This is a genomic window from Bacteroidia bacterium (assembly GCA_019695265.1).
GTDB lineage: Bacteria > Bacteroidota > Bacteroidia > JAIBAJ01 > JAIBAJ01 > JAIBAJ01.
This window is the reverse complement of record JAIBAJ010000016.1, coordinates 25,156-46,732: the sequence shown is the minus strand read 5'-3', so window position 1 is coordinate 46,732 and position 21,577 is coordinate 25,156. Positions and strand designations below refer to the sequence as shown.

Annotated in this window: 20 protein-coding genes; 5 read left to right on the top strand and 15 right to left on the bottom strand. The window is 39.0% G+C overall.

Features of this window, described 5'->3' with window-relative positions; all coding sequences use genetic code 11:
• Positions 1-467 precede the first annotated feature (467 nt).
• Complete coding sequence (locus K1X82_04435) at positions 468-1,850, bottom strand: lactate utilization protein (GenBank protein MBX7181339.1); 1,383 nt, start codon at positions 1,848-1,850, stop codon at positions 468-470.
• Between the two features lie 99 nt (positions 1,851-1,949).
• Between K1X82_04435 and K1X82_04430 the strand changes: the two genes are divergently transcribed.
• Both K1X82_04430 and dtd read left to right on the top strand, forming a co-directional pair.
• Entirely contained in the window at positions 1,950-2,312 is a 363-nt protein-coding gene (locus K1X82_04430) for a CoA-binding protein (GenBank protein ID MBX7181338.1), read from the top strand.
• Positions 2,312-2,764, top strand: a complete 453-nt coding sequence (gene dtd / locus K1X82_04425) for a D-tyrosyl-tRNA(Tyr) deacylase (GenBank protein MBX7181337.1) — start codon at positions 2,312-2,314, stop codon at positions 2,762-2,764. Before K1X82_04430 ends, dtd begins: the two co-directional genes overlap by 1 nt.
• A 52-nt stretch (positions 2,765-2,816) precedes the next feature.
• Here the strand turns inward: dtd and K1X82_04420 are convergent, their stop codons facing one another.
• The 3 genes from K1X82_04420 to K1X82_04410 all read right to left on the bottom strand — a co-directional run bounded on the left by K1X82_04420 (position 2,817) and on the right by K1X82_04410 (position 9,268).
• Complete coding sequence (locus K1X82_04420) at positions 2,817-4,970, bottom strand: CHASE3 domain-containing protein (protein MBX7181336.1); 2,154 nt, start codon at positions 4,968-4,970, stop codon at positions 2,817-2,819.
• A 1,076-nt stretch (positions 4,971-6,046) separates the two neighbouring features.
• Entirely contained in the window at positions 6,047-7,297 is a 1,251-nt protein-coding gene (locus tag K1X82_04415; protein MBX7181335.1) for an efflux RND transporter periplasmic adaptor subunit, read from the bottom strand.
• 54 nt (positions 7,298-7,351) lie between these two features.
• Positions 7,352-9,268: a T9SS type A sorting domain-containing protein gene (locus K1X82_04410; protein MBX7181334.1), complete on the bottom strand. Its 1,917-nt coding sequence runs from the start codon at positions 9,266-9,268 to the stop codon at positions 7,352-7,354.
• Between the two features lie 143 nt (positions 9,269-9,411).
• Here K1X82_04410 and K1X82_04405 point away from each other — a divergent pair, with 143 nt between their 5' ends.
• From K1X82_04405 to pgi, 3 genes are all read left to right on the top strand, one after another.
• Positions 9,412-10,071: a phosphatidylserine decarboxylase family protein gene (locus K1X82_04405; GenBank protein MBX7181333.1), complete on the top strand. Its 660-nt coding sequence runs from the start codon at positions 9,412-9,414 to the stop codon at positions 10,069-10,071.
• A gap of 63 nt (positions 10,072-10,134) precedes the next feature.
• On the top strand, positions 10,135-10,416 hold the full coding sequence (locus K1X82_04400; GenBank protein ID MBX7181332.1) for a hypothetical protein: 282 nt from the start codon (positions 10,135-10,137) through the stop codon (positions 10,414-10,416).
• A 65-nt stretch (positions 10,417-10,481) separates the two neighbouring features.
• Positions 10,482-12,122: a glucose-6-phosphate isomerase gene (gene pgi / locus K1X82_04395; protein ID MBX7181331.1), complete on the top strand. Its 1,641-nt coding sequence runs from the start codon at positions 10,482-10,484 to the stop codon at positions 12,120-12,122.
• A gap of 34 nt (positions 12,123-12,156) precedes the next feature.
• Here pgi and K1X82_04390 read toward each other — a convergent pair whose 3' ends face one another.
• The 11 genes from K1X82_04390 to K1X82_04340 form a co-directional block, all read right to left on the bottom strand.
• Positions 12,157-12,447, bottom strand: a complete 291-nt coding sequence (locus tag K1X82_04390; GenBank protein ID MBX7181330.1) for a DUF1272 domain-containing protein — start codon at positions 12,445-12,447, stop codon at positions 12,157-12,159.
• The gene (locus tag K1X82_04385) at positions 12,434-12,916 is read right to left on the bottom strand and encodes an OsmC family protein (GenBank protein ID MBX7181329.1); all 483 of its coding nucleotides are present in this window, start codon (positions 12,914-12,916) and stop codon (positions 12,434-12,436) included. Before K1X82_04385 ends, K1X82_04390 begins: the two co-directional genes overlap by 14 nt.
• A gap of 378 nt (positions 12,917-13,294) precedes the next feature.
• Positions 13,295-13,741 (bottom strand): Hsp20/alpha crystallin family protein, encoded by a 447-nt coding sequence (locus K1X82_04380; GenBank protein ID MBX7181328.1) that lies wholly within the window; start codon positions 13,739-13,741, stop codon positions 13,295-13,297.
• A 174-nt stretch (positions 13,742-13,915) separates the two neighbouring features.
• Entirely contained in the window at positions 13,916-14,392 is a 477-nt protein-coding gene (locus K1X82_04375; protein MBX7181327.1) for an SRPBCC family protein, read from the bottom strand.
• Between the two features lie 18 nt (positions 14,393-14,410).
• Positions 14,411-15,181 (bottom strand): hypothetical protein, encoded by a 771-nt coding sequence (locus tag K1X82_04370; protein ID MBX7181326.1) that lies wholly within the window; start codon positions 15,179-15,181, stop codon positions 14,411-14,413.
• An 85-nt stretch (positions 15,182-15,266) separates the two neighbouring features.
• Positions 15,267-16,202: a DUF58 domain-containing protein gene (locus tag K1X82_04365; GenBank protein ID MBX7181325.1), complete on the bottom strand. Its 936-nt coding sequence runs from the start codon at positions 16,200-16,202 to the stop codon at positions 15,267-15,269.
• Between the two features lie 53 nt (positions 16,203-16,255).
• Complete coding sequence (gene trxA / locus K1X82_04360) at positions 16,256-16,576, bottom strand: thioredoxin (protein MBX7181324.1); 321 nt, start codon at positions 16,574-16,576, stop codon at positions 16,256-16,258.
• Between the two features lie 98 nt (positions 16,577-16,674).
• Positions 16,675-17,949 carry an imidazolonepropionase gene (gene hutI / locus K1X82_04355; GenBank protein ID MBX7181323.1) on the bottom strand — a complete coding sequence of 425 codons (1,275 nt, stop codon included), beginning with the start codon at positions 17,947-17,949 and terminating at the stop codon, positions 16,675-16,677.
• 2 nt (positions 17,950-17,951) lie between these two features.
• Positions 17,952-18,338, bottom strand: a complete 387-nt coding sequence (locus K1X82_04350; protein ID MBX7181322.1) for a nucleoside triphosphate pyrophosphohydrolase family protein — start codon at positions 18,336-18,338, stop codon at positions 17,952-17,954.
• 20 nt (positions 18,339-18,358) lie between these two features.
• The gene (locus K1X82_04345; protein MBX7181321.1) at positions 18,359-19,159 is read right to left on the bottom strand and encodes a hypothetical protein; all 801 of its coding nucleotides are present in this window, start codon (positions 19,157-19,159) and stop codon (positions 18,359-18,361) included.
• A gap of 66 nt (positions 19,160-19,225) precedes the next feature.
• Positions 19,226-21,490 carry an aconitate hydratase gene (locus tag K1X82_04340; protein MBX7181320.1) on the bottom strand — a complete coding sequence of 755 codons (2,265 nt, stop codon included), beginning with the start codon at positions 21,488-21,490 and terminating at the stop codon, positions 19,226-19,228.
• Between the last annotated feature and the right edge of the window lie 87 nt (positions 21,491-21,577).

Genomic DNA, 21,577 nt, shown 5'->3' with positions numbered 1-21,577 from the left:
CCCTATCGCCCATCCGGCTAATTGCAAGACTCAAATTTCTAACGGGGGCGTTAGGGTCACGCTATCGGTTGTAGTCCTCGTAGCACTTGGCTATCGCCGCGTGCTCCTGTGGGCTACTTACCTCTATCGTTGCCCGAGGTGCAAACCCAATCAGTATAATCAAAACCATGGCATGGTAAGCAGATGAAAAGCTGTTTAGGCAATTTATTGCCAGGCCTCATTAGACTATTACAGATCGGTGATCGGTCAAACTTCCAATATTTTTGGTGGGTAAAGGTGACGGCTCATGGGCTTGCACGGTCTTTCCGGGTAGGGATAGAGGCAAGTAGCCCACAGGCACACGCAGCGATAGCGGAGGGTGGCGAGGACTACAGCCGATAGCCCGGACCTGAGCCCGAAAAATTATGGGGAAAAGGATAATTTAATGCGAAGGTACCCGCCTAATTAAACAAAAAAATGGAAAATTCTTATTTAATTCCCTTCTTTTCGCGCCATCTTTCATTGAATGATTTTTGGGCAAGTTGAGGCATTTCACGGCGATTACCCCAAGCAGACTTGAAAAAACTATTCAGAAAGAAATTTTTAACAGAAGCCCCACCTTTGTTCATGTTTTTTCGGCTAAGAGTAACTTTTTTCCAAAAGAACATGGAAATATTTTCCACTTTAGAACTGTAGTTTTGATTGATACTGTCGCGACGGTTGTGAAGCAAATGCTTGTGAATGTCGATTTTAACAGGGCAAACTTCGGTACAGCGTCCGCACAGCGAGGAAGCAAAACTAAGGTGCCTAAAGTCGTCAAAACCACGCAAATGGGGCGTAATTACGCTGCCAATAGGACCACTGTAGGTAGTTGCATAGCTATGGCCTCCCACATTGCGATAAATGGGGCAGGCATTTAAGCAAGCACCGCAACGAATGCAATTAAGCGCTTCTCGTTGATCCGGCTGCGCCAATAAATTGGTACGTCCGTTATCGAGTAAAATGACATACATCTCGTCTGGTCCATCAATTTCTCCATTTTGGCGGGGGCCGGTAAGCAAAGTGTTGTAGACTGTTACTTTTTGTCCGGTTCCATGTACTGCCAGAAGAGGGAAAAACAGGTCTAAATCGGCCAAAGAAGGAATCATTTTTTCTATACCAACAATAGAAATAATGGTTTTGGGAAAGGCCACGCTCATAAATTGGTTGCTTTCGTTTTCGGTAATTCCAACGGCGCCAATATCGGCCACCAGGAAATTTCCTCCGGTAACTCCCAATTCAGCTTCAGTATATTTTTCTCTTAAAATTCGTCTAACATAGGCCATGATATCGGATGGGCTGCTACCCGGAGGTAGTCCTTTTTTCTCATGAAAAAGTTTAGCCACATCCTCCTTGCTTTTGTGCATGGCCGGGGTAACAATGTGGTATGGAGGTTCACCATCAAGTTGTTGAATATACTCACCCAAATCGGTCTCAATGCTTTCAATACCTGCTTTTTCCATGTGATGGTTTAGGTGAATTTCTTCAGTAACCATACTTTTGGCTTTTACCAAGGTTTTAGCATGAATTTTTTTGGCAATTTTCAAAACTTCTTCAATTGCCTGATCTCCATTTTCTGCCCAAAGAACTTTTCCGCCTCGCTTAACAAATGCAGCTTCAAATTCAATGAGGTATTTGTCCAGGTTATTGATGGTTTTGGTTTTAAGGTGAGAAGCACGTTCCCGGGCTAAATTCAGGTCGGAATAGATAAGTTTTCCTTCAACTACCTTTTTGTCGTATTGGGAAATATTGAATAATAGCTTACGCTTATGTTCTTTATCAAAGGATTTTTTATCGCTGGCAGAAATAAAATCCTTAAGTGTTTCAGTCATAACAGGAAATTTCAGAGCAAAAATAGGCTTTGAATCAAAAGAATTTACTATTTCCCCAATTGATTTAGTAACATTTTTAAATTAGCTGAAATTTTGGAGATGAGTAAGAAGACTTTGGTAGTTGGAGCCAGCCTGAAACCTGGAAGGTATGCCAATATGGCTATTGAGTTATTAAATCAATACGGGCATGATGTGGTGGCATATGGAAAAGATAAAGGGAAGGTAGGGGATATTGATATTCAGACGGAATGGCCTGAAGGAGAGTTGTTTGATACAGTAACTTTGTATGTTGCTCCTTCAAATCAGGAAGAGTTGATGCCCAAGGTTTTGGCTTTGAACCCCAGAAGGATTATTTTTAACCCCGGCACAGAGAATGTGGTTTTTGAACAACTGGCTCACCAAGCAGGAATAGGGGTGGATGAGGCTTGTACCTTGGTTATGTTGCGCACTAATCAGTATTAATGAAAGCAGTAGTTCAACGGGTTCAATCAGCATCGGTGCTTGTGGAAGGAACAACCATCAGTTCAATCGGAAAAGGTTGTTTGGTTTTGTTGGGTGTTCATGTGGATGATGAACCGGAAGATTTAGAATGGTTGGTAGGCAAAGTGGCTCGTCTTCGAATTTTTTCTGATGCAGCTGGTGTTATGAATTGTTCGGTGAATGAAGTAGGTGGCGCAATTCTGGTGGTAAGTCAATTTACGTTGTATGCTTCAACCAAAAAAGGGAATCGACCGTCGTATATAGCTGCTGCCCGGCCGGAGAAAGCTGTTCCGATGTATGAGAAATTTGTAGAAATGTTGGAGAAGGAACTTGGAAACAAGGTTTTAACAGGTTCATTTGGTGCCGATATGCAGGTAAACCTTGTCAACGACGGTCCGGTTACTATAGTCATTGATTCAAGAAACAAAGACTAACAGTACTAAAAATTCCAAGAATTGTTTTGGTGTTAACCGGGATCGATTGGTATTAAAACGTATCCGTTTTTTGTTTCAATTCGATGTATTCCGGTTTAGGCTTTTGTTTGGGAATGGTAAAGGAGAAAACAGCCCAATCGTTGTTGTCGGTGCCGGCAGAAATGGTTCCGCCATGTTTTTCAATAATTCGGCAGGCCAAGGCTAATTCCAAATTTATGGGATGGGTTTCATCTTCTCGTTTGATATTTTGAAAAACGCCGAACATTCGATCATTTTTGTTTTGCTGAAAAATGGAGCCATTGTCTTTGATTGAAATAATGACTTCCTGGTTGTTTTCTTCGGCACTAATTTCAATGTAAGGGAAGATTTTTTTAGAGGAAGAACGAATCGAACCCATGACCAGATTTTCCATCATGAGGGTAATAAATTCCTGATCAGCCCATATTTTAGGCAATGGGAGGATTTTTAGTTTGATGGTATCCAAAATTCCTTCCGGAAGAGAGTTCTGCAAGGTGTTATTTACTACTTCGTCTAAATCGCAATTTTGGAAGGATGGTTTTCTGTTAGTAATACGAAAGAATTCAAGTAAATCGTCGAGTTTGCCTCCGATGGATTCGGAAAATTCGATGATTTTTTTTAAGTTCTTATTGGAGTTTTCAATATCGAGGCTATAAAGGTCATTTCCCAGCAATTGAGCATATCCTGTAATGTTTCGGATGGGATTTCGAAGGTCATGAGACAAAGTGAAGAAAAAGGCCTCCAATTCTTTTTGAAGGTTGCCTACATGGCTGGATTGGGTTGCAAGTTCCTGGTTTAACTTTTCTAATTCTTCAAAGGCTAATTCAAGGCGGGTGTTGTCAATTAAAGTTAAATGTGCCAGCTCAATATTGCCTTCATTGTTCTTCTCGGTAATTCCGCTAATGGTTGCATTGAGTAGGCTTCCATCCTTTTTGCATATATCTAAATGGAGGTTATTAATGCTTCCTTTGATAAACAATTGATTGAGCGCATTGATAAATTTGGGTACAGAATTTCGGTCTAATAAATCAACAAATTGTATGTGGTTTAGGTTCTCGTTATCCGGTATTCCCAACCATTGCAAACCGGTTTTATTGGAACGAACAATTTGGCCATCCAAATTAATACTATGAATTCCGATCGGGGCTTTATCGTACAATTCTTTAAAAATATCGACTGCTTTTTTACGCTCCAATTCAGATTTTTTGTTGGTCGTGACATCAACAGTTAAGCAACCAAACTCCTCGGTCGCACCGGTTTTGTTTTCGAATTTGAATAAAAAGGTAACATAATGTCGTATCTCCCCATCGAAATTTTGTTCTTTTTCAAGAATCATTCCTTCGGATCCATTTTTGATTTTAATGAAATTTTCTTCCAGTTCTTCTGAAATGATATCAGGAAATAATTCGTGTATAGATTTGCCTTCTATTAAGCTTGTCGGACGTTTTAATGTGTTTGAAAGGTTTTGATTGGCCAAAGTCACTTTAAATTGATTATTGACAATAAAAATTGAAGCCGGAATATGATTAACTATACCTTCCAATCTACTTTGAAGTATTTCCTTTTTGACGAAATTGTGGGCTAGTGCCCATCCCCCGGAAATCAATACAAGAATGATTAGAATAAAAACCACTTTGGCAAGCCGAATTAAAAGGGCCTCGTTTTGTGCTCGATTAATTCGTTGATTTTCCAATTCTGTTTTTTGGTTTGTAATTAATAAGTCTACTTGTTTTCGGATTTTTTCCATTAATACATGGCCTTTTAACGTATTGACCAATTCTTTAGCATCATTTCCTTTCCCTTGATCCACCAAATAAAAAATTTGATTTCCCAATTCAACTTTCTCCTTAATTAAAATTTCCAGTGTGTCAAGCCTTTTCATTTGATCAGGCTTGTTGGCAAAAATCCGATGGAGGGTGTCCAGCTTTTTGTAGATTTTTTCTACAGCCAATTCACCCGGTTTTTTAACTTCTTTATTATTAGTTAAAATGTAGCCTCTGCCGCTAGTTTCAATGTCCGTAGTAAAAATTAATAAACGATTGGTATGGTAGAGGGTTCTTTCGATACGCTCTATGCTATGGTTGTTTTCTAAGGCCGAAACTCCAATGCGTTGAACAAGATAAAATAGTACTGACAATAAACCAACAAGGATAAAAACGATAAATAGAATTTTACCTTTTGAACTCATAAAAAACTAAAATTTGAATAAATTAATACCAATTTAAACCTGACTGCCTTGATAATCTAAGCAAAGATAAATGAAAATCGATTAGTACTAAAGAATAGTGTATTGGTGGTCTTTTGTCAGTCCTTAGGGTTTGATTGAAACCTGATCCGGGAGGAATCAATTTTCCTTTTTAAGCCAAATTATCCATTGGATGATTTCAAATCCGAACTACTTGATTTAGTTGGATTTACCCCTCCCGAAGCATTTCGGGAAGAAGTTGTTATACCAATGTTATTTGAAAAATAGTCCAAATACTAGTTTGAAAATTACAGTGGTAAATGCCGATGCAAAAGGTGTTTAGGTAAATTAATGCGAAGCATAATTGGACTATTACAGATTTGCTATCGGTATTATCAATTTGGACAAACAAATTAACTTAGAAATTCTTAACTCGTTTATGATTTTCTAATGAGTAATCTGGATTTAATACCTTGTATGCGGGCCCCCTCCGCCCAACTTTTTTTTGCCAAATCCATTCCTTCTTGCATGGCGTTCGGGTCACGCTATCGGCTGTAGTCCTCGTCCCCCTAGGCTAAAGCCGTAGTGGTACTGTGGGCTACTTGCCTCTATCGTTGCCCGAGGGTGCAAACTCAAAAGGTAGTAAATTGGTATTAACACAAAATTGTCATTTGAAACGAAGTGAACAAATGACAAGCGCGATGGGATGTGAGATGATTTGGGTTAATCCCGAGCTAGTGTTAGTTAGTGCCGAGGAAACAACATGTTAGTCCTATTTTACAAGAAATATTAACACTTAATAGGACTTACATTTTGTTCTCTCGGTAAAAATTACTTGAAAGCCTTACTAACACTTGTCTCGAAACGTAGTTTAAAATTTCTATTGACAATTTTGGGATTAAAACCCGTGAATGTCTATCCTAATTTAAAATGGTTTTTGGAAGGAGAATTTTTTTGAGGTGTTTATTTGCGACTATAAAAATCAAAAGAAGAGAGTCTGATTTTTAGGAAAGGGTTGCAATCAGCGGGGAAAGAAAAGTATAAAATCAATAAGGATTAAAAGTAGGAGGTGGAATGAATTATTTTTTTTCTTCCAACTTTAATTTTTCTGCGTTTTCAGGTTTTACCAAAAAAACTTCTTCCCCTTCATTTAATCCTGAAAGTACTACTACAAAATTTTCATTTGTAACCCCGGTTTTGATAGGTGTTTTAACTACGGATGTTCCTGATTTTTTATAAACAAAATTTAAGCTGTCACCTTGCACGTGTAAGGCTTCAAGAGGGATGTAAAGAACATTTTTAAGTTTATCTGCCAAGATGTAATTTCCTGTTGTCATTGCCGGTCTGAGTGAAGTGTCCTTTTCATTGATCAGGATGTTTACTTCAAAAACTTTGGCATCGCTTCTAGGATTTTGTTCTCCAACATTGGCAACCGCATCTACCAATCCGGTTAATTTTTTTTCGGGGTAGGCGTCCAGGGAAATGTTTACTTTTTGTCCTTTCTTAATTTTTCGAATATCTACTTCGTTAACATAGGTTCTGCTTTGCATAATTGAGAGGTCGGGGAGGGTTGCCACGGTTGGATCCCAGGCGCCAATAGTTGATCCAACGATTCTCTTTTTGCCGTTCCATTCCCGTTGGTAAATTACCATACCGTCTTCAGGGGCTACAATGGTAAAGTCATTCAGAAGGTCTTGCAAAACCTTAACTTTATTTTGAGATCTTTCTAAAACTGCAGTAACTTCCTGCATTTTGGCTTTAGCTTGTTTTTCTTTGATTTTATAATTGGTTTCTGCCTGATTTAACTGGCGTTTGGATTTATCCAAATCCATTTTTGCTTGTTGAATGATGGAAGGGGCTTCGTAAGTGCTTTGTGAAACAATGTTTTCTTTTTCTTTCACAGCGAAACCAAGATTAATAATTTCATCCCTTGCATTGCGCAAATCCAAGGTTGTATCTAATTTGGTTTGAATAAATCTACTTTCATTTTTAGCTATTTCGGAACTTTCATCTTTAATTCGATTCATTATTTCAGTTTGGTCTAATCGGCCTATGTATTCACCTTTTTTTACTCTGGTTCCTTCCGAAACCAAATCGGCAATTTTTACTTGCCAAATTTGAGCGTTTCTCATGCCGGTCGGACCATCTATATCCAAACTGTTCTTGGCCTGTAATTCCCCTGTAGTGAATACGGTTACTTCAAAATCTCCTTTAATAACTTTGGCAGTTAATTTTTCCTCACTGGAGTCTTTCCATAGGTTGGAAATGAAAAAATAGGCAAGAACAGCCATTGCCAAAGCGACTAATGCATAAATAAACTTCCGATTCATCTAGGTAAAAGTAGGAGATTTGCTAACAAGGCCTTTGATTTCCTTATCAATTTATCAACCTTTTCTTATCAGTATTTTTTGAAAATAGCTGTTGCCATTTTGTATCAGTTCTAACAGGTAAATTCCATTTTCCAATTTCGTAGTTTGAAGGGTTGGTAAAGTTGAATTAATGCTTCCACTCAGGCATTCTTTACCATCAAAGGAATAAATAGTCCAGGTTGTTATTCCGTTTTCAGGGGCATTGATGTAAAAATCGCCTTCGGAAGGATTAGGATAGATTTTTATCGAATTTGGAATCCAATCGGTTATGCCGGATTCACAAAATGCTGAATCAATCGTTAGTTGGGCAATTGGAATGCCGGATTGGGAGTTATAAATCGTTTCACCTCCCGGATAAAAGAAAGGATCAAGGAAATAAGAGTTTGGACCATTGGTATAAGGGTAGTCCAACTGACAAACATATAAACCCGATTCAGAAGGTGTGCTGTTTATTAGGGTTAAATTACCACCAGTCAAATTTAACGGTACTCCATCTTTTGTCCAATTCAAGAATGGATTATTGCTTGAACTAATAAATGCTGAAAAGCTATCGCCGGGACATAAATTGGAATCTGTAAAGTTGGAAAATTGAACATCGGGGAATTCAAATCGACCATACATGGCACGGTGGTCGCTAAACTGGGATAAATCCCACATTTCATCTGCAATACTTGTATAGGTTAAGGCTTTGTCTACTGCAGAAATAGGAAGTAAGTGTTGGCTGCTAATCCAAATATGGTCGATAAATCGACCTGTATCCAAACTGAAATTAGATTCATAAAAGCCTCGTTGAGGAGGATAAATGAAGTGAATTGAATCTTCGAAATGTTGAAATACTCCATCGTCACCATAAGGCCTGGTATTCAGATCTCCTCCAAAAATTACCGGTTCCCAGGATGGAATATTTTTCGTTAAAATGAACTGATTAATTTCATCTACTTGAGAATGGCGCGCTGCCATGTCTTCCGCATCACTTCCGGCATCCATGTGGGTGGCAAAAAAGTGATAGTTTTTCCCTAGTTTATTGATTTTAGCATACTTAACTCCTTTTCTCGCCAGGCAATCGGATGAAGTTGGTCCGCATTCTGCATATTCAATTTCATCGCTATCCAAAATTGGCCATTTGCTAAAAATCATCACTCCGCCATTGATAGGAAAAGGTATTAAACCCGGGTCATTTAGGATGGAGGTATGGTAGGTAAATCCCTGGGCTTCCATAGATGGAATCATGTGGTCGTTTCTTGGACTATCGTCGAATATTTCTTCAAAGGCAATAGCATCCAAATTGGAATTAAAATGGGATGGTAGTAGATCGCAGCGCAAAGCAGCATCTCCTAATCCTGAAACTCCAAAAGTGATCATTTGCACATTGTAACACATGATGTTCAGAACATTGGGATTGTTAAAGTCTGAATTTGCAATTGCAAGTGGTTGGTCATCATGAATGGTAACTCGTATATCCCTTGAAAACCCCGAATCATCGTTGTCCGGTTTATATTTGAGGTGTGCAGCTTGTTGGTTATAGGTAAGGGCGGCTTCATGGAAATTGGCATCACTAAGCCATCCTTCATCATAACCCGGACAAATAACCCTATATGAAAAATTACTTCCTAAATCATTACCTATTATTCTAAATAAAACAAGTGTTGAATCCGAAATGGATTTAAAAAGTACACGAAGAATAAGGCTATCCCCCGGATTGAAATGGTTGGAATCACGCAGACATTGCAAAACTTCGGTGTCAGTTTCCTTCCATGCTAGAACGGTATCTTCTAATAAAATCCAATTGGAGTCAGGAGCATTTAAGTTGGAAGTAATACTGACTTCGACATGGAAATCATTACCTGTGTTGTTTCGGAAAAATAAGGAAGATTGCCCCCAGCTAATGCAGGATAATAGGCTAAAAAACAAAAGTGTAAAGATGTATTTCATAAGTCTGATATAAAGCGAAAGTAAACAAATGGTAAACAAATTGTTACCGCCGAGGGTAATTTATCCAACTATTTCAGATTTGTTTGTGGGAAAGTTCTAATTGAAAGTTTATATCGTTGTTTTATCCTACTTACCTTCGCACCATGACAATACATAAAGAAGGATATCCCAGCATTTTTATTGCTACTGTTTTTGTTGCCATACTTATTACTGCTGTAACCTATTGGGCTCCAGAGGTAAAATGGTTAAATTACCTGGCATTGGCCGTAAGCATTTTTGTTATGGTAGTTGTTTTGCAGTTTTTCAGACATCCCAATAAAGAAATTATTATTGATGAAAATAGCTTATTGGCTCCTGCAGATGGAAAAGTGGTTGTTATTGAAGAAACGGTTGAAGATGAATACCTAAAAGATAAACGAATTCAAGTATCGATTTTTATGTCCCCAATTAATGTGCATGTGAATCGGTATCCGCTTTCCGGAGTGATTAAATATTTAAAATATCATCCCGGTAAATACCTGGTAGCCTGGCATCCAAAGTCTTCTACGGAAAATGAGCGTACCACCATTGTAGTGGAGAATGCGAAAGGGGAAAAATTTTTATTCAGACAAATCGCGGGTGCGTTAGCTCGCCGAATTGTTTGGTATGGTAAGGAAGGTCAGTCAGTTCGTCAAGGCTCTGAATTAGGATTCATTAAGTTTGGATCCCGGGTTGATATTTACCTTCCGCTTAGTGCCAAAGTTACTGTAAATCTGGAAGAAAAAGTTGTTGGAGGGAAAACAGTGATTGCTAAATTAGGTTGATTGTTAATTGGAATCTTAATTGAAAGTTTTGTTCTACCTTTACAGCATCTTAACGATCTATTTATGAAAAAAATTCTTGCCATTGTAGCTTTGGTTTCCTTTGTGGGAGCTAATTCAGCCCAAGTTTTTGCTTATTCATTACCTAAAGCCCAGTTGGTAATAACCAAAGGTGGTGAAAAGGAAAAGGAGAAGGGAAAAGACGGCAAAGCTTGCTGCAAAAAAGAGGGAAAAACATGTTGTTCTAACCCACATAATACTACAGAATCAAAGGAAGCAAAAGAAGCGAAACCCCAGGTTCCGCCTCAAAATTCCGAAAAATCCGGAGATAAACAACCCAAAAACTAGTTAAATCAATTCTAAAGTAGCCCTGTTCGACTGAATGGGGCTATTTTTTTGCCATCTATTTTCCCATGAATACTTTACCCAATATCAATCCAACAAAAACCCAGGCTTGGAAAAGGCTTAAATCCATTCAGAAAGAATTGTCTAAAGTGGATTTAAAGGATTTGTTTAAAAATGATCCTGAACGATATACAAAGTTTCATATTGAGCTGGAAGGAAATGTTTTTGACTATTCCAAGCATTTCATCAACCAAGAGGCGTTTAGGAGTTTATTAGATCTTGCGGATGAGTGCAAGTTGGATTTGGCTAAGGAAGCTGTTTTTTCGGGGTCATCTATCAATGTTACGGAGAATAGAGCGGTGTTACATCATGCTTTACGAAATCTGAGTGATTTGCCAATTGAATTGGAGGGTGAAGATGTTATGCCGGAAGTAAATTATGCTTTGGCTAAAATGCAGCTATTTACCAAACAGGTTTTGAGTAAAGATTGGAAAGGGTTTACTGGTAAACCCATCGAGCATGTTGTAAATATTGGCATTGGCGGGTCTGATTTAGGTCCTGTTATGGTGTCGGAAGCGCTAAAAGCTTACCGAACCAGGTTAAAAGTTCATTTTGTGTCCAATGTGGATCCTGCTCATTTAGGTGAAACTTTGGTTAATTTGGATCCTGAAACCACCTTGTTTATTATTGCTTCTAAAACTTTTACCACCCAAGAAACCATGGCCAATGCTCAATTGGCTAAAGATTGGTTAGTTGGCGCCTTGAAAAGCCAAGAAGCGGTTAAAAGGCATTTTGTAGCTGTTTCAACCAATGAAAAGGCCGTTTCTGATTTTGGTATTGATACATCCAATATGTTTGGATTTAAAGATTGGGTAGGTGGTCGTTTCTCGCTTTGGAGTAGTATAGGTCTAAGTATTTGTCTTGCCGTTGGTTATGAGAATTTTGAAGAGTTGTTGGAAGGTGCTTTTGTAATGGATTTGCATTTTAAATACTCACCAAACGATCGGAATATTCCGGTAATTATGGCTTTGTTGGGAATTTGGTATACTAATTTTTGGGGTTGTACAAGTCAGGCAATTCTTCCATATAGTCAGTATCTTCATCGCTTTCCGGCATATCTGCAACAGGCAGAAATGGAAAGCAATGGTAAATCAGTTGATCGGAATGGTAAACCGGTGGATTATGCCACATGCGGAGTGATTTGGGGTGAAGCAGGAACAAATGGTCAACATGCGTTTTATCAACTTATACACCAAGGCACCCAGTTGATACCTTCAGATTTTATAGGGTTTAAGGAAACTTGTTTTGATGCTGGTATGAACCACATGTTATTAGCCAATTTTATCGCCCAAACCGAGGCTTTAATGAATGGAAAGAGTAGGGAAGAGGTTGTAGAAGAATTAAGGAAATCGGGGAAATCAGCGAAGGAGATTGATCAATTGGCGCCTTTTAAGGTTTTTAAAGGGAATAAACCTAGTAGTAGTTTTTTATTTTCTAAATTAAGTCCACGTAGTTTGGGAAGTTTGATTGCTGCCTACGAACATAAAATCTTTGTGCAAGGAATCATTTGGAATGTTTACAGTTATGATCAGTGGGGGGTTGAATTAGGTAAGCAACTAGCCGGAAAGATTCTTCCGGAAATTAAGGCAGGGAAAAAGGTGAGTTCACATGATGCCAGCACCAATGCCTTAATTGGATTGGTTTTGTAAACCATTAGTCGCTTGAGTTCAAATCGGATGGCACCTATCGATTGGATGGTGGAATGTTTTTAAACCGATTGAGTAGGGTGGAGAAAGTTGTAAAATTGACCGGTTTTAAATAGGTATTTGTCTGTGGAGGGTGTTTTTCTAAGAGGTGGTTTGGACGTGTAGGGCGTTTTTCAAATCCACCTCCGCAATTGGGGCATACGTTGAACAAGAGGTTTTGTGCACAATCCTGGCAAAAGGTACATTCAAACGAGCATATCATTGCATCGGTGCAGGTATTGGGTAGCATTTTTCCACAGTTTTCGCAATTGGGTTTAAGTTCTAGCATGTTGGTGAGTGCAGGTTGGATGGTGGTCAATGGGGAAATTAACGGAATTGGCAATAAAGCACATAGCATTGGCTTTAGCATGTAAATCTAAGGCAGGTAATACCATGGAGGCATCACTAACTATAACCTCTGGGTTTAAGGTAGCGCCAGTGAATTTCCCGCTACCTTGTATGTTTTCTGTGAGAATTCCGTGTGCAATATCCCGGTATTCCATTACCTGAATGCCGGCTTCGGAGCACAAATGCAGGTACCAAAGCATATGGCATGAAGAAAGTGCGGCCAACAACAATTCTTCGGGATTATGTTTGCTTGGATCTCCCCGGAAACTGGAATCGGATGAGCCATAAAGTTCGGGTTTGTTTTCGATTCGAATGGTATGGCTACGTTCATACCCGGAGTAGGAGGAAGTTCCCGGTCCGAGATTGCCTGTCCATTCTGTGTTAACTGTAAACCTATGGTTTCGTTTCATGAATTGGGAAATGGATAAGAGTAAACGCAGTAGGAGTTTTTTAATAGTTAGGTAAATATATAGAAATGTTTATTTCGGATGAAAGGCGATGCTTTTTTAAGGTTGTATTCATGGTGTTGTACCTAGTAGGTAAGGATAAAAGGTTGAATACTTAATACAGTTTTAAGGAGCGTCGGGCAGGGATAGAAACGGAAAGCCCACAGCCCCGAACCCTTTCGGGGCGAGGACTTGTAGTGGATAGCCCGGCGCTTTCGCCTTTTTATTTTAGTTGGATTGATGGTTCATGTTTGTAGGCGAAAGCGGCCCGCATAATTAAAATTAGAACAAAAAAAAGTCCCACCTCATGGCAGGACTTCTTGTGTTGCATGGTAGCAAGAATTAAGAAACTTTGATTTCGCGGGTAGTTTTTACCGGCTCCTGAACTTTTTTTGGAATTTCTACATTGAGGATTCCGTTTTCGTAGCTGGCTTTAATTGATTCTGTTTCAATGTTTTCCGGCAAGGTCCAAGAGCGTTTGAAGGATCCGTAGCTAAACTCTTTGCGGGTGTATTTACGCTCAGAATTGTTTTCGGTATTTTCAGTTTTATACTCACCGGAAATAGAAAGAACGTTTTGTTCTACCTCAATTTTGAAGTTATCCTTGTTGAAACCTGGGGCAGAAACATGGATTTCGTAAAGGTTTTTGTCTTCCACAATGTTTACGGAAGGTACGTGGCTTGAATGTTCTTCGCCTGTAAAACGAGTAGTGAAAAAATCGTTGAAAAGGTTGTTCCACATTGGATTTACGAACTGTTTTGTTGGGTTGTTAACTTTAATAAGTGTCATGGTTTTATCCTCCTAAATTTTAATTGTTGTTTTGATGATTCGACCTTGACAAGGATAATGCCTGTTAAAAAAAACGGGACTAATAGCGACAAAATGACACTTTGTTTTGTATATTAGTGACAAAATGGCTTATTTTTATTGCGGCAGAAGAAATGTTGACTTGGAAGGGGCCGGTTACTGTGGTAGGTATTTCTTCCAATCTTCGGATTCTGCTGTTTTTTTTATGAATTCGTTTCTTCCAACCAAGAATTTGGTCATATAGTTTTTCAGTATGAAATAATCGAAGAGTTCGCCGATTATTCCGAAAGGAGAAGCAAATTCGAAGGTGTCGGTCATAGTGGTAGTACCATTCTGAAAGGAGAAAGTGTGATGATGGACAAAGTGATGAAAAATCCCTTTAATTTGGGTATCGCAGAAGGAATTAGGATAGGAAAGTTCGATAATTTTAGAGCTTAACCGGTGTTTAAAGCCAAAATGAACGGCTTCCCAAGTAACGTATTCTCCACATTCGATGAGGCCAGAAGTTCTGCCTCCGATGGCTTTTTCTTTGGTATTACTCACAGATTGGCTATGAAGGTCAATGCTTCTGGATAAGTCAAAGCATACTTCAATGGGTGCCTGAATGGTGGTAGTAAGAACAATAACAGGCATTGCAGAAATCAGGTTAGCCTATTTGGGTTGCTCGAGTAATTCGAAGGAGGCATTATCAATTCCATTCACCCTTAGGTTTTGCATTTGGTGGGTAATTTGGATGTAATAAGTTCCCTGACCTTTGATCATAATTTCAGGAATTTCTGTTTTAATGGTATTTTTGCTGTATTCTAGGAAGTCGCTGGTGTTAACCTCTATTTCTTTATTGAGAACTACGATTCCTTGTTCCGGACTTATTACCTTGATGCGTATAAAAAGTCTGTCGAATTCAAAGTTTTCTGTGAATACAAAGTTGATTCGCAAGTCTTTATGGGAGTCTTCTTGTTTGGTAATTTTAAAAAGAACAGGGTCATCTGCCGACCATAAGGTGCCGGGAAAAAGATTTTTGTTAAATTTATTATTAATTGGTAAAACACCTCCAGGGTTAAGGTTCATGGATCCTATAAGGTTTTTCACCTCCTCTGTTTCTTCATTGTTCAGGTAGAGGTACATTTCAATCGATTCTCCTGCTGTCAATGGTATTTGTTTGATTATTCCATCGTGGTTTCCGGTGAAATGCAAATAATCGGTAATGGTATCAGAGCCAATGATATAAATAGCCCGTAAGTATAAATTACGCTTTTTTGCTTTGGACGAATTTAGTTTAAACTTGACATCAACAATGGTTTTCGATTCTGCTTTAAAGCCTGCTTTAACAGGGTAGTTGCGAGAAAGGAAAGCAAAATCCTCCGCTTGAATTGTATTACAAGCAAAAACAAAAAGAAGGGTTTGAAGGAGAATGCGCACCATGTAATCTTATCTTGCAAATTTCAACAACTCTGTATGAGAGAAGTCATGAAGTTGGATAAGATTTTAACAATGATATGCTAACAAGCTAGGAAATCATTTTTTCCCGCTTAATTAGGTAAGGCATTAAAATTTGTTTGAAACCCTGAGCTATATCGGCCTCAATAAAATCGATGTTGAATTGACCGCACTTTAATTTCAAATCAGTTAGGTTTTGGCCAACCTGTCTGGTATAATATTCCTTTACTTCATTGGGAAGTAGTTTTAATTCTTCTCCGGTTTCCAGATCAATAAACTTGTAAGGTCGGTTTTCGAATTTAAAATCTATTTCGGTTTTTTTATCGGTGGTATGGAAGAGAATAACTTCGTGTTTGTTGTGCTTTAGATGCTGTAAAGCTGCAAATAAGTCATCTGTTTTACCGCCACCATCAACCATATCGCTAAAAATGATTACCAAGGATCTCCTATGAATGCTTTCGGCTATTTGATGAAGGCAGGTTGAAGTTTGGGTGCCATGTTTTTCTTTTTCAACCCCGGGTTGCAAGAGTTTTTCAAGTTCGTAAAAGAGCAATTTGCTATGGGTTAAACTACTTTTTGCCGGAATTTGTTGGTGAACTTGGTTATCGAAAAGGCTCAATCCAAAGGCATCTCGTTGTTTTTGCAGCATTAAAATCAAAGATGCCGCAGCAAAAATTGAAAAGCCAATTTTGGTTTGTTCAAAATCTTCCTTTTTAGATGGAAAAGGAAAGTACATCGAGGAACTGGTATCGATAACGATTTGGCAACGGAGGTTTGTCTCTTCCTCGTAACGTTTCATAAATAGTTTATCGGTTCTGCCAAACAAACGCCAATCAATATGCCGGGTACTTTCACCTGCGTTATAGAGGCGGTGTTCTGCAAATTCTACAGAAAAACCATGAAATGGACTTTTATGAAGTCCGGTAATAAAACCTTCAACCACCTGGCGAGCAATAAACTCCAAGTGACTGATTTGCTGGATATCCGAACCGGTTAAGTCTATCATGAAACAAAAATGGGATGTCGCTAAGTTAGCAACATCCCATCAAGATAAAAGGTTTAGTTGAGTTGGGCGTCTAATTTGCCGGCCAAAACTGTCTTTGGAACAGCACCTACTTGTTTGTCAACTACTTGGCCATTTTTGAAAACTAAAAGAGTAGGAATGTTTCTGATTCCGAATTTCATGCTAATGTTGGGGTTGTTATCCACATCTACTTTCCCAATAATTGCTTTTCCTTCATAGTCTTTCGACAATTCTTCTACGATTGGACCAACCATGCGGCAAGGTCCACACCATACTGCCCAAAAATCTACCAATACCGGTTTATCTGACTTCATAACGATTTCGTCGAAGTTCGCATCTGTAAGTTCTAATGCCATACTATTTGTTGTTTGTTGATTGACAAAAGTAGCCCTTTCTGATTAGCTTGTATACTTGATTTAAATGCTTTAACATTATTTTTTAAACAAGTACATATTTAGTTGTTGGTTTCCTTATCCACCACCAGGATGCCATTTAAGATTACCTTTTCAATCAGGTTCGATCCAAAACTGTAAGGCAAATAAGCCAAACTATTGATTTCTCGGGTAATAAACACATTGGCTTTTTTACCAATGGCAATGCTTCCGTACTCAGTTTCCAATCCCATGGCATAGGCAGAATTGATGGTTGCAGCATTGATAGCTTCTTCCGGTAGCATTTTCAGAAGTATGCAAGCCAGAGAAATAACAAAAGGGAAATTACCCGAAGGTGAAGAGCCTGGGTTAAAGTCTGTCGCCAAGGCCAAGGGCAATCCGTGATCCATCATTTTTCTGGCAGGAGGAGGACTAATTCTTAAAAAGAAAGCTGTGGAAGGTAGTAAGGTTGGCATGGTTTCGCTTTGGAGTAAGACTTCCATTTCATTGTCACCCGTAAATTCCAAATGATCCACTGATAAAGCTCCATTTTTTACCCCTACTTGAATTCCGCCGGAATAATCAAGTTCATTAGCATGAATTTTTGCCTGTAAACCAATTTTTTTACCAGCCTGTAGCAATCGGTCCGTTTCTTCAACAGTAAAGAATCCTTTGTCGCAAAACACATCGATATAGTCAGCCAAGCCTTCCTGTTGAATAATCGGTAACATTTTCTCTATTATCAAATCAAGATATGCAGAACGGTTTTCTTTAAATTCAATTGGTAAGGCATGAGCTCCTAGAAAAGTGGATTTTATTTTCACAGGCATGCTTTCTTTCAAACGCTTAATGACCCGTAACATTTTTATTTCACCTTCTACCGATAAGCCATAACCGCTTTTAATTTCTAAACAACCCGTTCCAAAGCCAATCATCTCCTCAATTCTTTTTTTGGCACTCTCGTATAATTCTTCCTCCGAAGCCAATGACAAACGTTTGGCACTGTTTAGGATTCCTCCACCACGTTTGGCAATTTCTTCATAGCTTAAGCCTTGGATTTTGTCAACAAATTCCGATTCTCTGCTACCGGAATAAACTATATGTGTATGTGGGTCATTCCAACAGGGGAAAACATATTTCCCACTTACATCAATTACTTCCAAGCCATTCCAATCGCTGATTCCTTCCCATTCTTCCATGGTGCCAAATCCAACTATGGTGTCATTTTCCATAGCCAACCATGCGTCCTCCAAAACGGGTAAGTTTTGCATTTCTTTTCCGCATCGCCTCCTGATTCTGGAGTCAGATTCTACCTGCACCAAACCCTTGATGTTCTTTAATAATAGTCGCTTTGCCATGATTATTTATCCAAAATGGATTTAATATTGGGTCTAAAGTACTTTTCGCTTTTCAGAATTTTACCGTCCTCCCTGAAAATGGGTTTGCCTTCACCATCTAATTTAGACATGTTGCTGCGATGAATTTCATCAAAAACCTCCTCGATTTTGTGCTGTAAACCATGTCTTAAAATAGTCCCGAATAAAATGTAAAGTTGATCTCCCAAAGCATCCGCGATTTCTACGATATCCCCATTCTTGCAGGCATCCAGGTATTCTTCGTTTTCCTCTTTAATCAGATTATAACGTAGCTGAAATTCATTTTCACCCACTTCAGCTGTGGGTTCATACCTATTCCCAATCAGGAAAGTATCGTGGAATTCTGCCACCGAATTGATTTTGTGCAGCAGATGTACTTTTTCACTCATCTTTAATAGTAATAAAACTGCTCGAAGTTATCTAAGCTAGTGTTGGGACGAGTGAAGATTTTTTTAACTACCCTGCCTGAGTTATCAAAAATTACCTCCGTTTTCTGAACTAATTCATTGTTTAATCCCATAATTTCTTCCAAAACTAATTCTCCTTTTGGGTTAAACTGTCGGGTTGTTTGTCCCCTTTTCTTTCCGGAAGCATCTAATTTTCGCTCAATTACAAAACCTTTGGCTGAGGTGGAAAATACAGATTGACTATCCAATACAGAACTTAAAGAGCCATATAGAATTTTATATACTTGCTGACTCTGATTGTAGAAAAAGTAACGTTGAATTTGAACCAATTGTCCGTTTCTATATACAAGTACAGTATCCAACTGTGGGGAATAGCTGAATTCTTTTTTTTCAACCTGATATCCCCCGTTTACAAGTGTATAGGTAGTTTGGGCAATTAGGCTGTCAAAATTATTGTAATTCCTGATAACCTTGGTGTTTATTCTATCTTCAGCATTCCAAAAGTAAGTGCTGTCGAGGCGATTTCCGGTATAGAAATATTGCAATTTCCCTTGCTTTTTTTCTTTGGTATTCAGGTATTCTTCTTCTGCCAGAAGGTTGTTTTCGTCGTAACGATACCTTACAAATCCAAGTGGTTTGCCATCGGAAACCACAAACTTTTTGCAAAGCAAATTTTGCAGATTATTGTCCGTTTCACAAGGGATATAGGTATCAGTTTGGCAGGAAGCAGCTCCAAGCAATACAAGTATGAAAATAAAAGAATGGAATTTTTGAAAGGTTTTCACAACTGGTTCAATACTATAAAAAAAGCCGCACCAATGGTACGGCTTTTTCGTTTATGAGATTTAAAATTAGGCGATTTGCTTTTTGATAATGTTCAAGGCAGCACCAGCTTTAAACCATTCAATTTGACCTTCGTTGTAGCTATGGCCTACACTAATTTCTTCCTTGGTTCCATCAGCGTGGTTCAATACCAGGGTTAAAGGAACACCCGGAGCAAAGCTTGTTAGCCCTACGATGTCAAAGGTGTCGTTTTCTTGAATTTTGTTGTAATCCTCTTTGTTCACAAAAGTCAAGGCTAGCATACCTTGTTTCTTTAGGTTTGTTTCGTGTATACGGGCAAAGGATTTAACCAAAATGGCACGAACACCTAAAAATCTTGGCTCCATAGCAGCATGTTCACGACTTGAACCTTCGCCATAGTTTTCATCACCAACAACGATTGATCCAATTCCGGCAGCTTTATAGGCACGTTGAACCTTAGGTACTTCGCCGTATTCGCCGGTGAGTTGGTTTTTAACACTGTTGATCTTTTCATTGAAAAAGTTGGTTGCTCCAATCAACAAGTTGTTACTGATATTGTCTAAGTGACCACGGAATTTCAACCATGGACCTGCCATAGAAATATGGTCGGTTGTACATTTTCCCTTTGCTTTTATCAAAAGTTTCAAGCCTTTCAAATCGCTTCCTTCCCAAGGTTGGAACGAATCTAACAGTTGCAAACGGTTCGAAGTTGGACTTACAACCACTTGCACCCCTGAACCATCCGCAGCCGGTGCTTGGTAACCTGCATCTTCCACGGCAAAACCTTTTGTAGGAAGTTCATCTCCAACCGGAGCATCCAATTTAACTTGTTCTCCTTTTTCGTTGGTTAGGTAATCAGTCAATGGATTAAAGGTCAAATCCCCGGCAATGGTCAATGCTGTCACTAATTCAGGTGAGGCAACAAAGGCATGGGTGTTTGGATTTCCATCCTGGCGAGCCTGGAAGTTACGGTTAAAAGAATGAACGATGGTGTTTTTTTCTTTTTTTTCAGCCCCAACTCGACTCCACATACCAATACATGGGCCACAGGCATTGGCAAACACTTTTGCTCCAATTTCATCAAAAGTTCCAATTAATCCATCTCTTTCAATAGTATAACGAACCAATTCAGAGCCCGGTGTAATTGTGAATTCTGCTTTTGTTTTTAAGTTTTTAGCTGCAACTTGCTTAGCCAAAGAAGCAGCTCTGGCGATATCTTCATACGAAGAGTTGGTACAACTTCCAATCAAGCCAACTTCAACTTTGGTAGGCCAGCCATTTGCAGCAGCTACCTCTTTCATTTTTGAAATTGGAGTAGCTAAATCCGGAGAAAATGGCCCATTTACGTAAGGCTCTAATTCATCCAAATTAATTTCAATTAACTGATCGAAATAGGCTTCCGGATTTGCATAAACCTCGGCATCTGCATTCAAATGCTCTTTTACAGCATTAGCCAATTCAGCTACATCAGCACGGTTGGTGGCTTTTAGGTAACGTTCCATCGAAGCATCGTATCCAAAAGTAGAAGTGGTAGCACCAATTTCTGCACCCATGTTGCAAATGGTTCCTTTTCCGGTACAACTTAATGCTTCGGCACCTTCACCAAAATACTCTACAATACAACCGGTTCCTCCTTTTACTGTTAAAATACCCGCTACCTTTAATATAATGTCTTTGGCCGAAGTCCAACCATTTAGTTTACCGGTCAATTTTACACCAATTAATTTAGGAAATTTCAGTTCCCAAGGCAATCCTGCCATCACATCACAAGCATCAGCTCCACCTACACCAATAGCCAACATGCCTAATCCGCCTGCATTTACCGTGTGGGAATCAGTTCCAATAATCATTCCTCCCGGGAAGGCATAATTTTCTAACATCACCTGGTGAATGATACCAGCTCCCGGTTTCCAAAATCCAATTCCATATTTGTTCGAAACAGAAGCTAAAAAGTCGTAAACTTCTTTTGATTCAGCATTTGCAAAAGCCAAGTCAGATACTGCTTCGTCTTTGGCAGTAATTAAGTGGTCACAATGAACGGTAGATGGAACCGCAACTTTTGGACGACCCGCTTGCATAAATTGTAACAAAGCCATTTGCGCAGTGGCATCCTGCATGGTAACCCTGTCAGGATTGAAATCTACATAGTCTTTTCCTCGATTGTAAGCCGCATTGGCTAACCCGTCCGAAAGATGAGAATAAAGAATTTTTTCGGTTAAGGTCAATGGACGACCTACTGCCTTGCGTGCTGCTGCAACGCGCTCTGGTAAACGGCTATATACCGTTTTTATCATGTCAATGTCAAATGCCATGTGATATTGTTTTGGTGAGTTGATTTCGAATGTTAAAGAACCAAATCTTCGCTTCAGATTTGCGGGTGCAAAAGTACGCCTATGTTG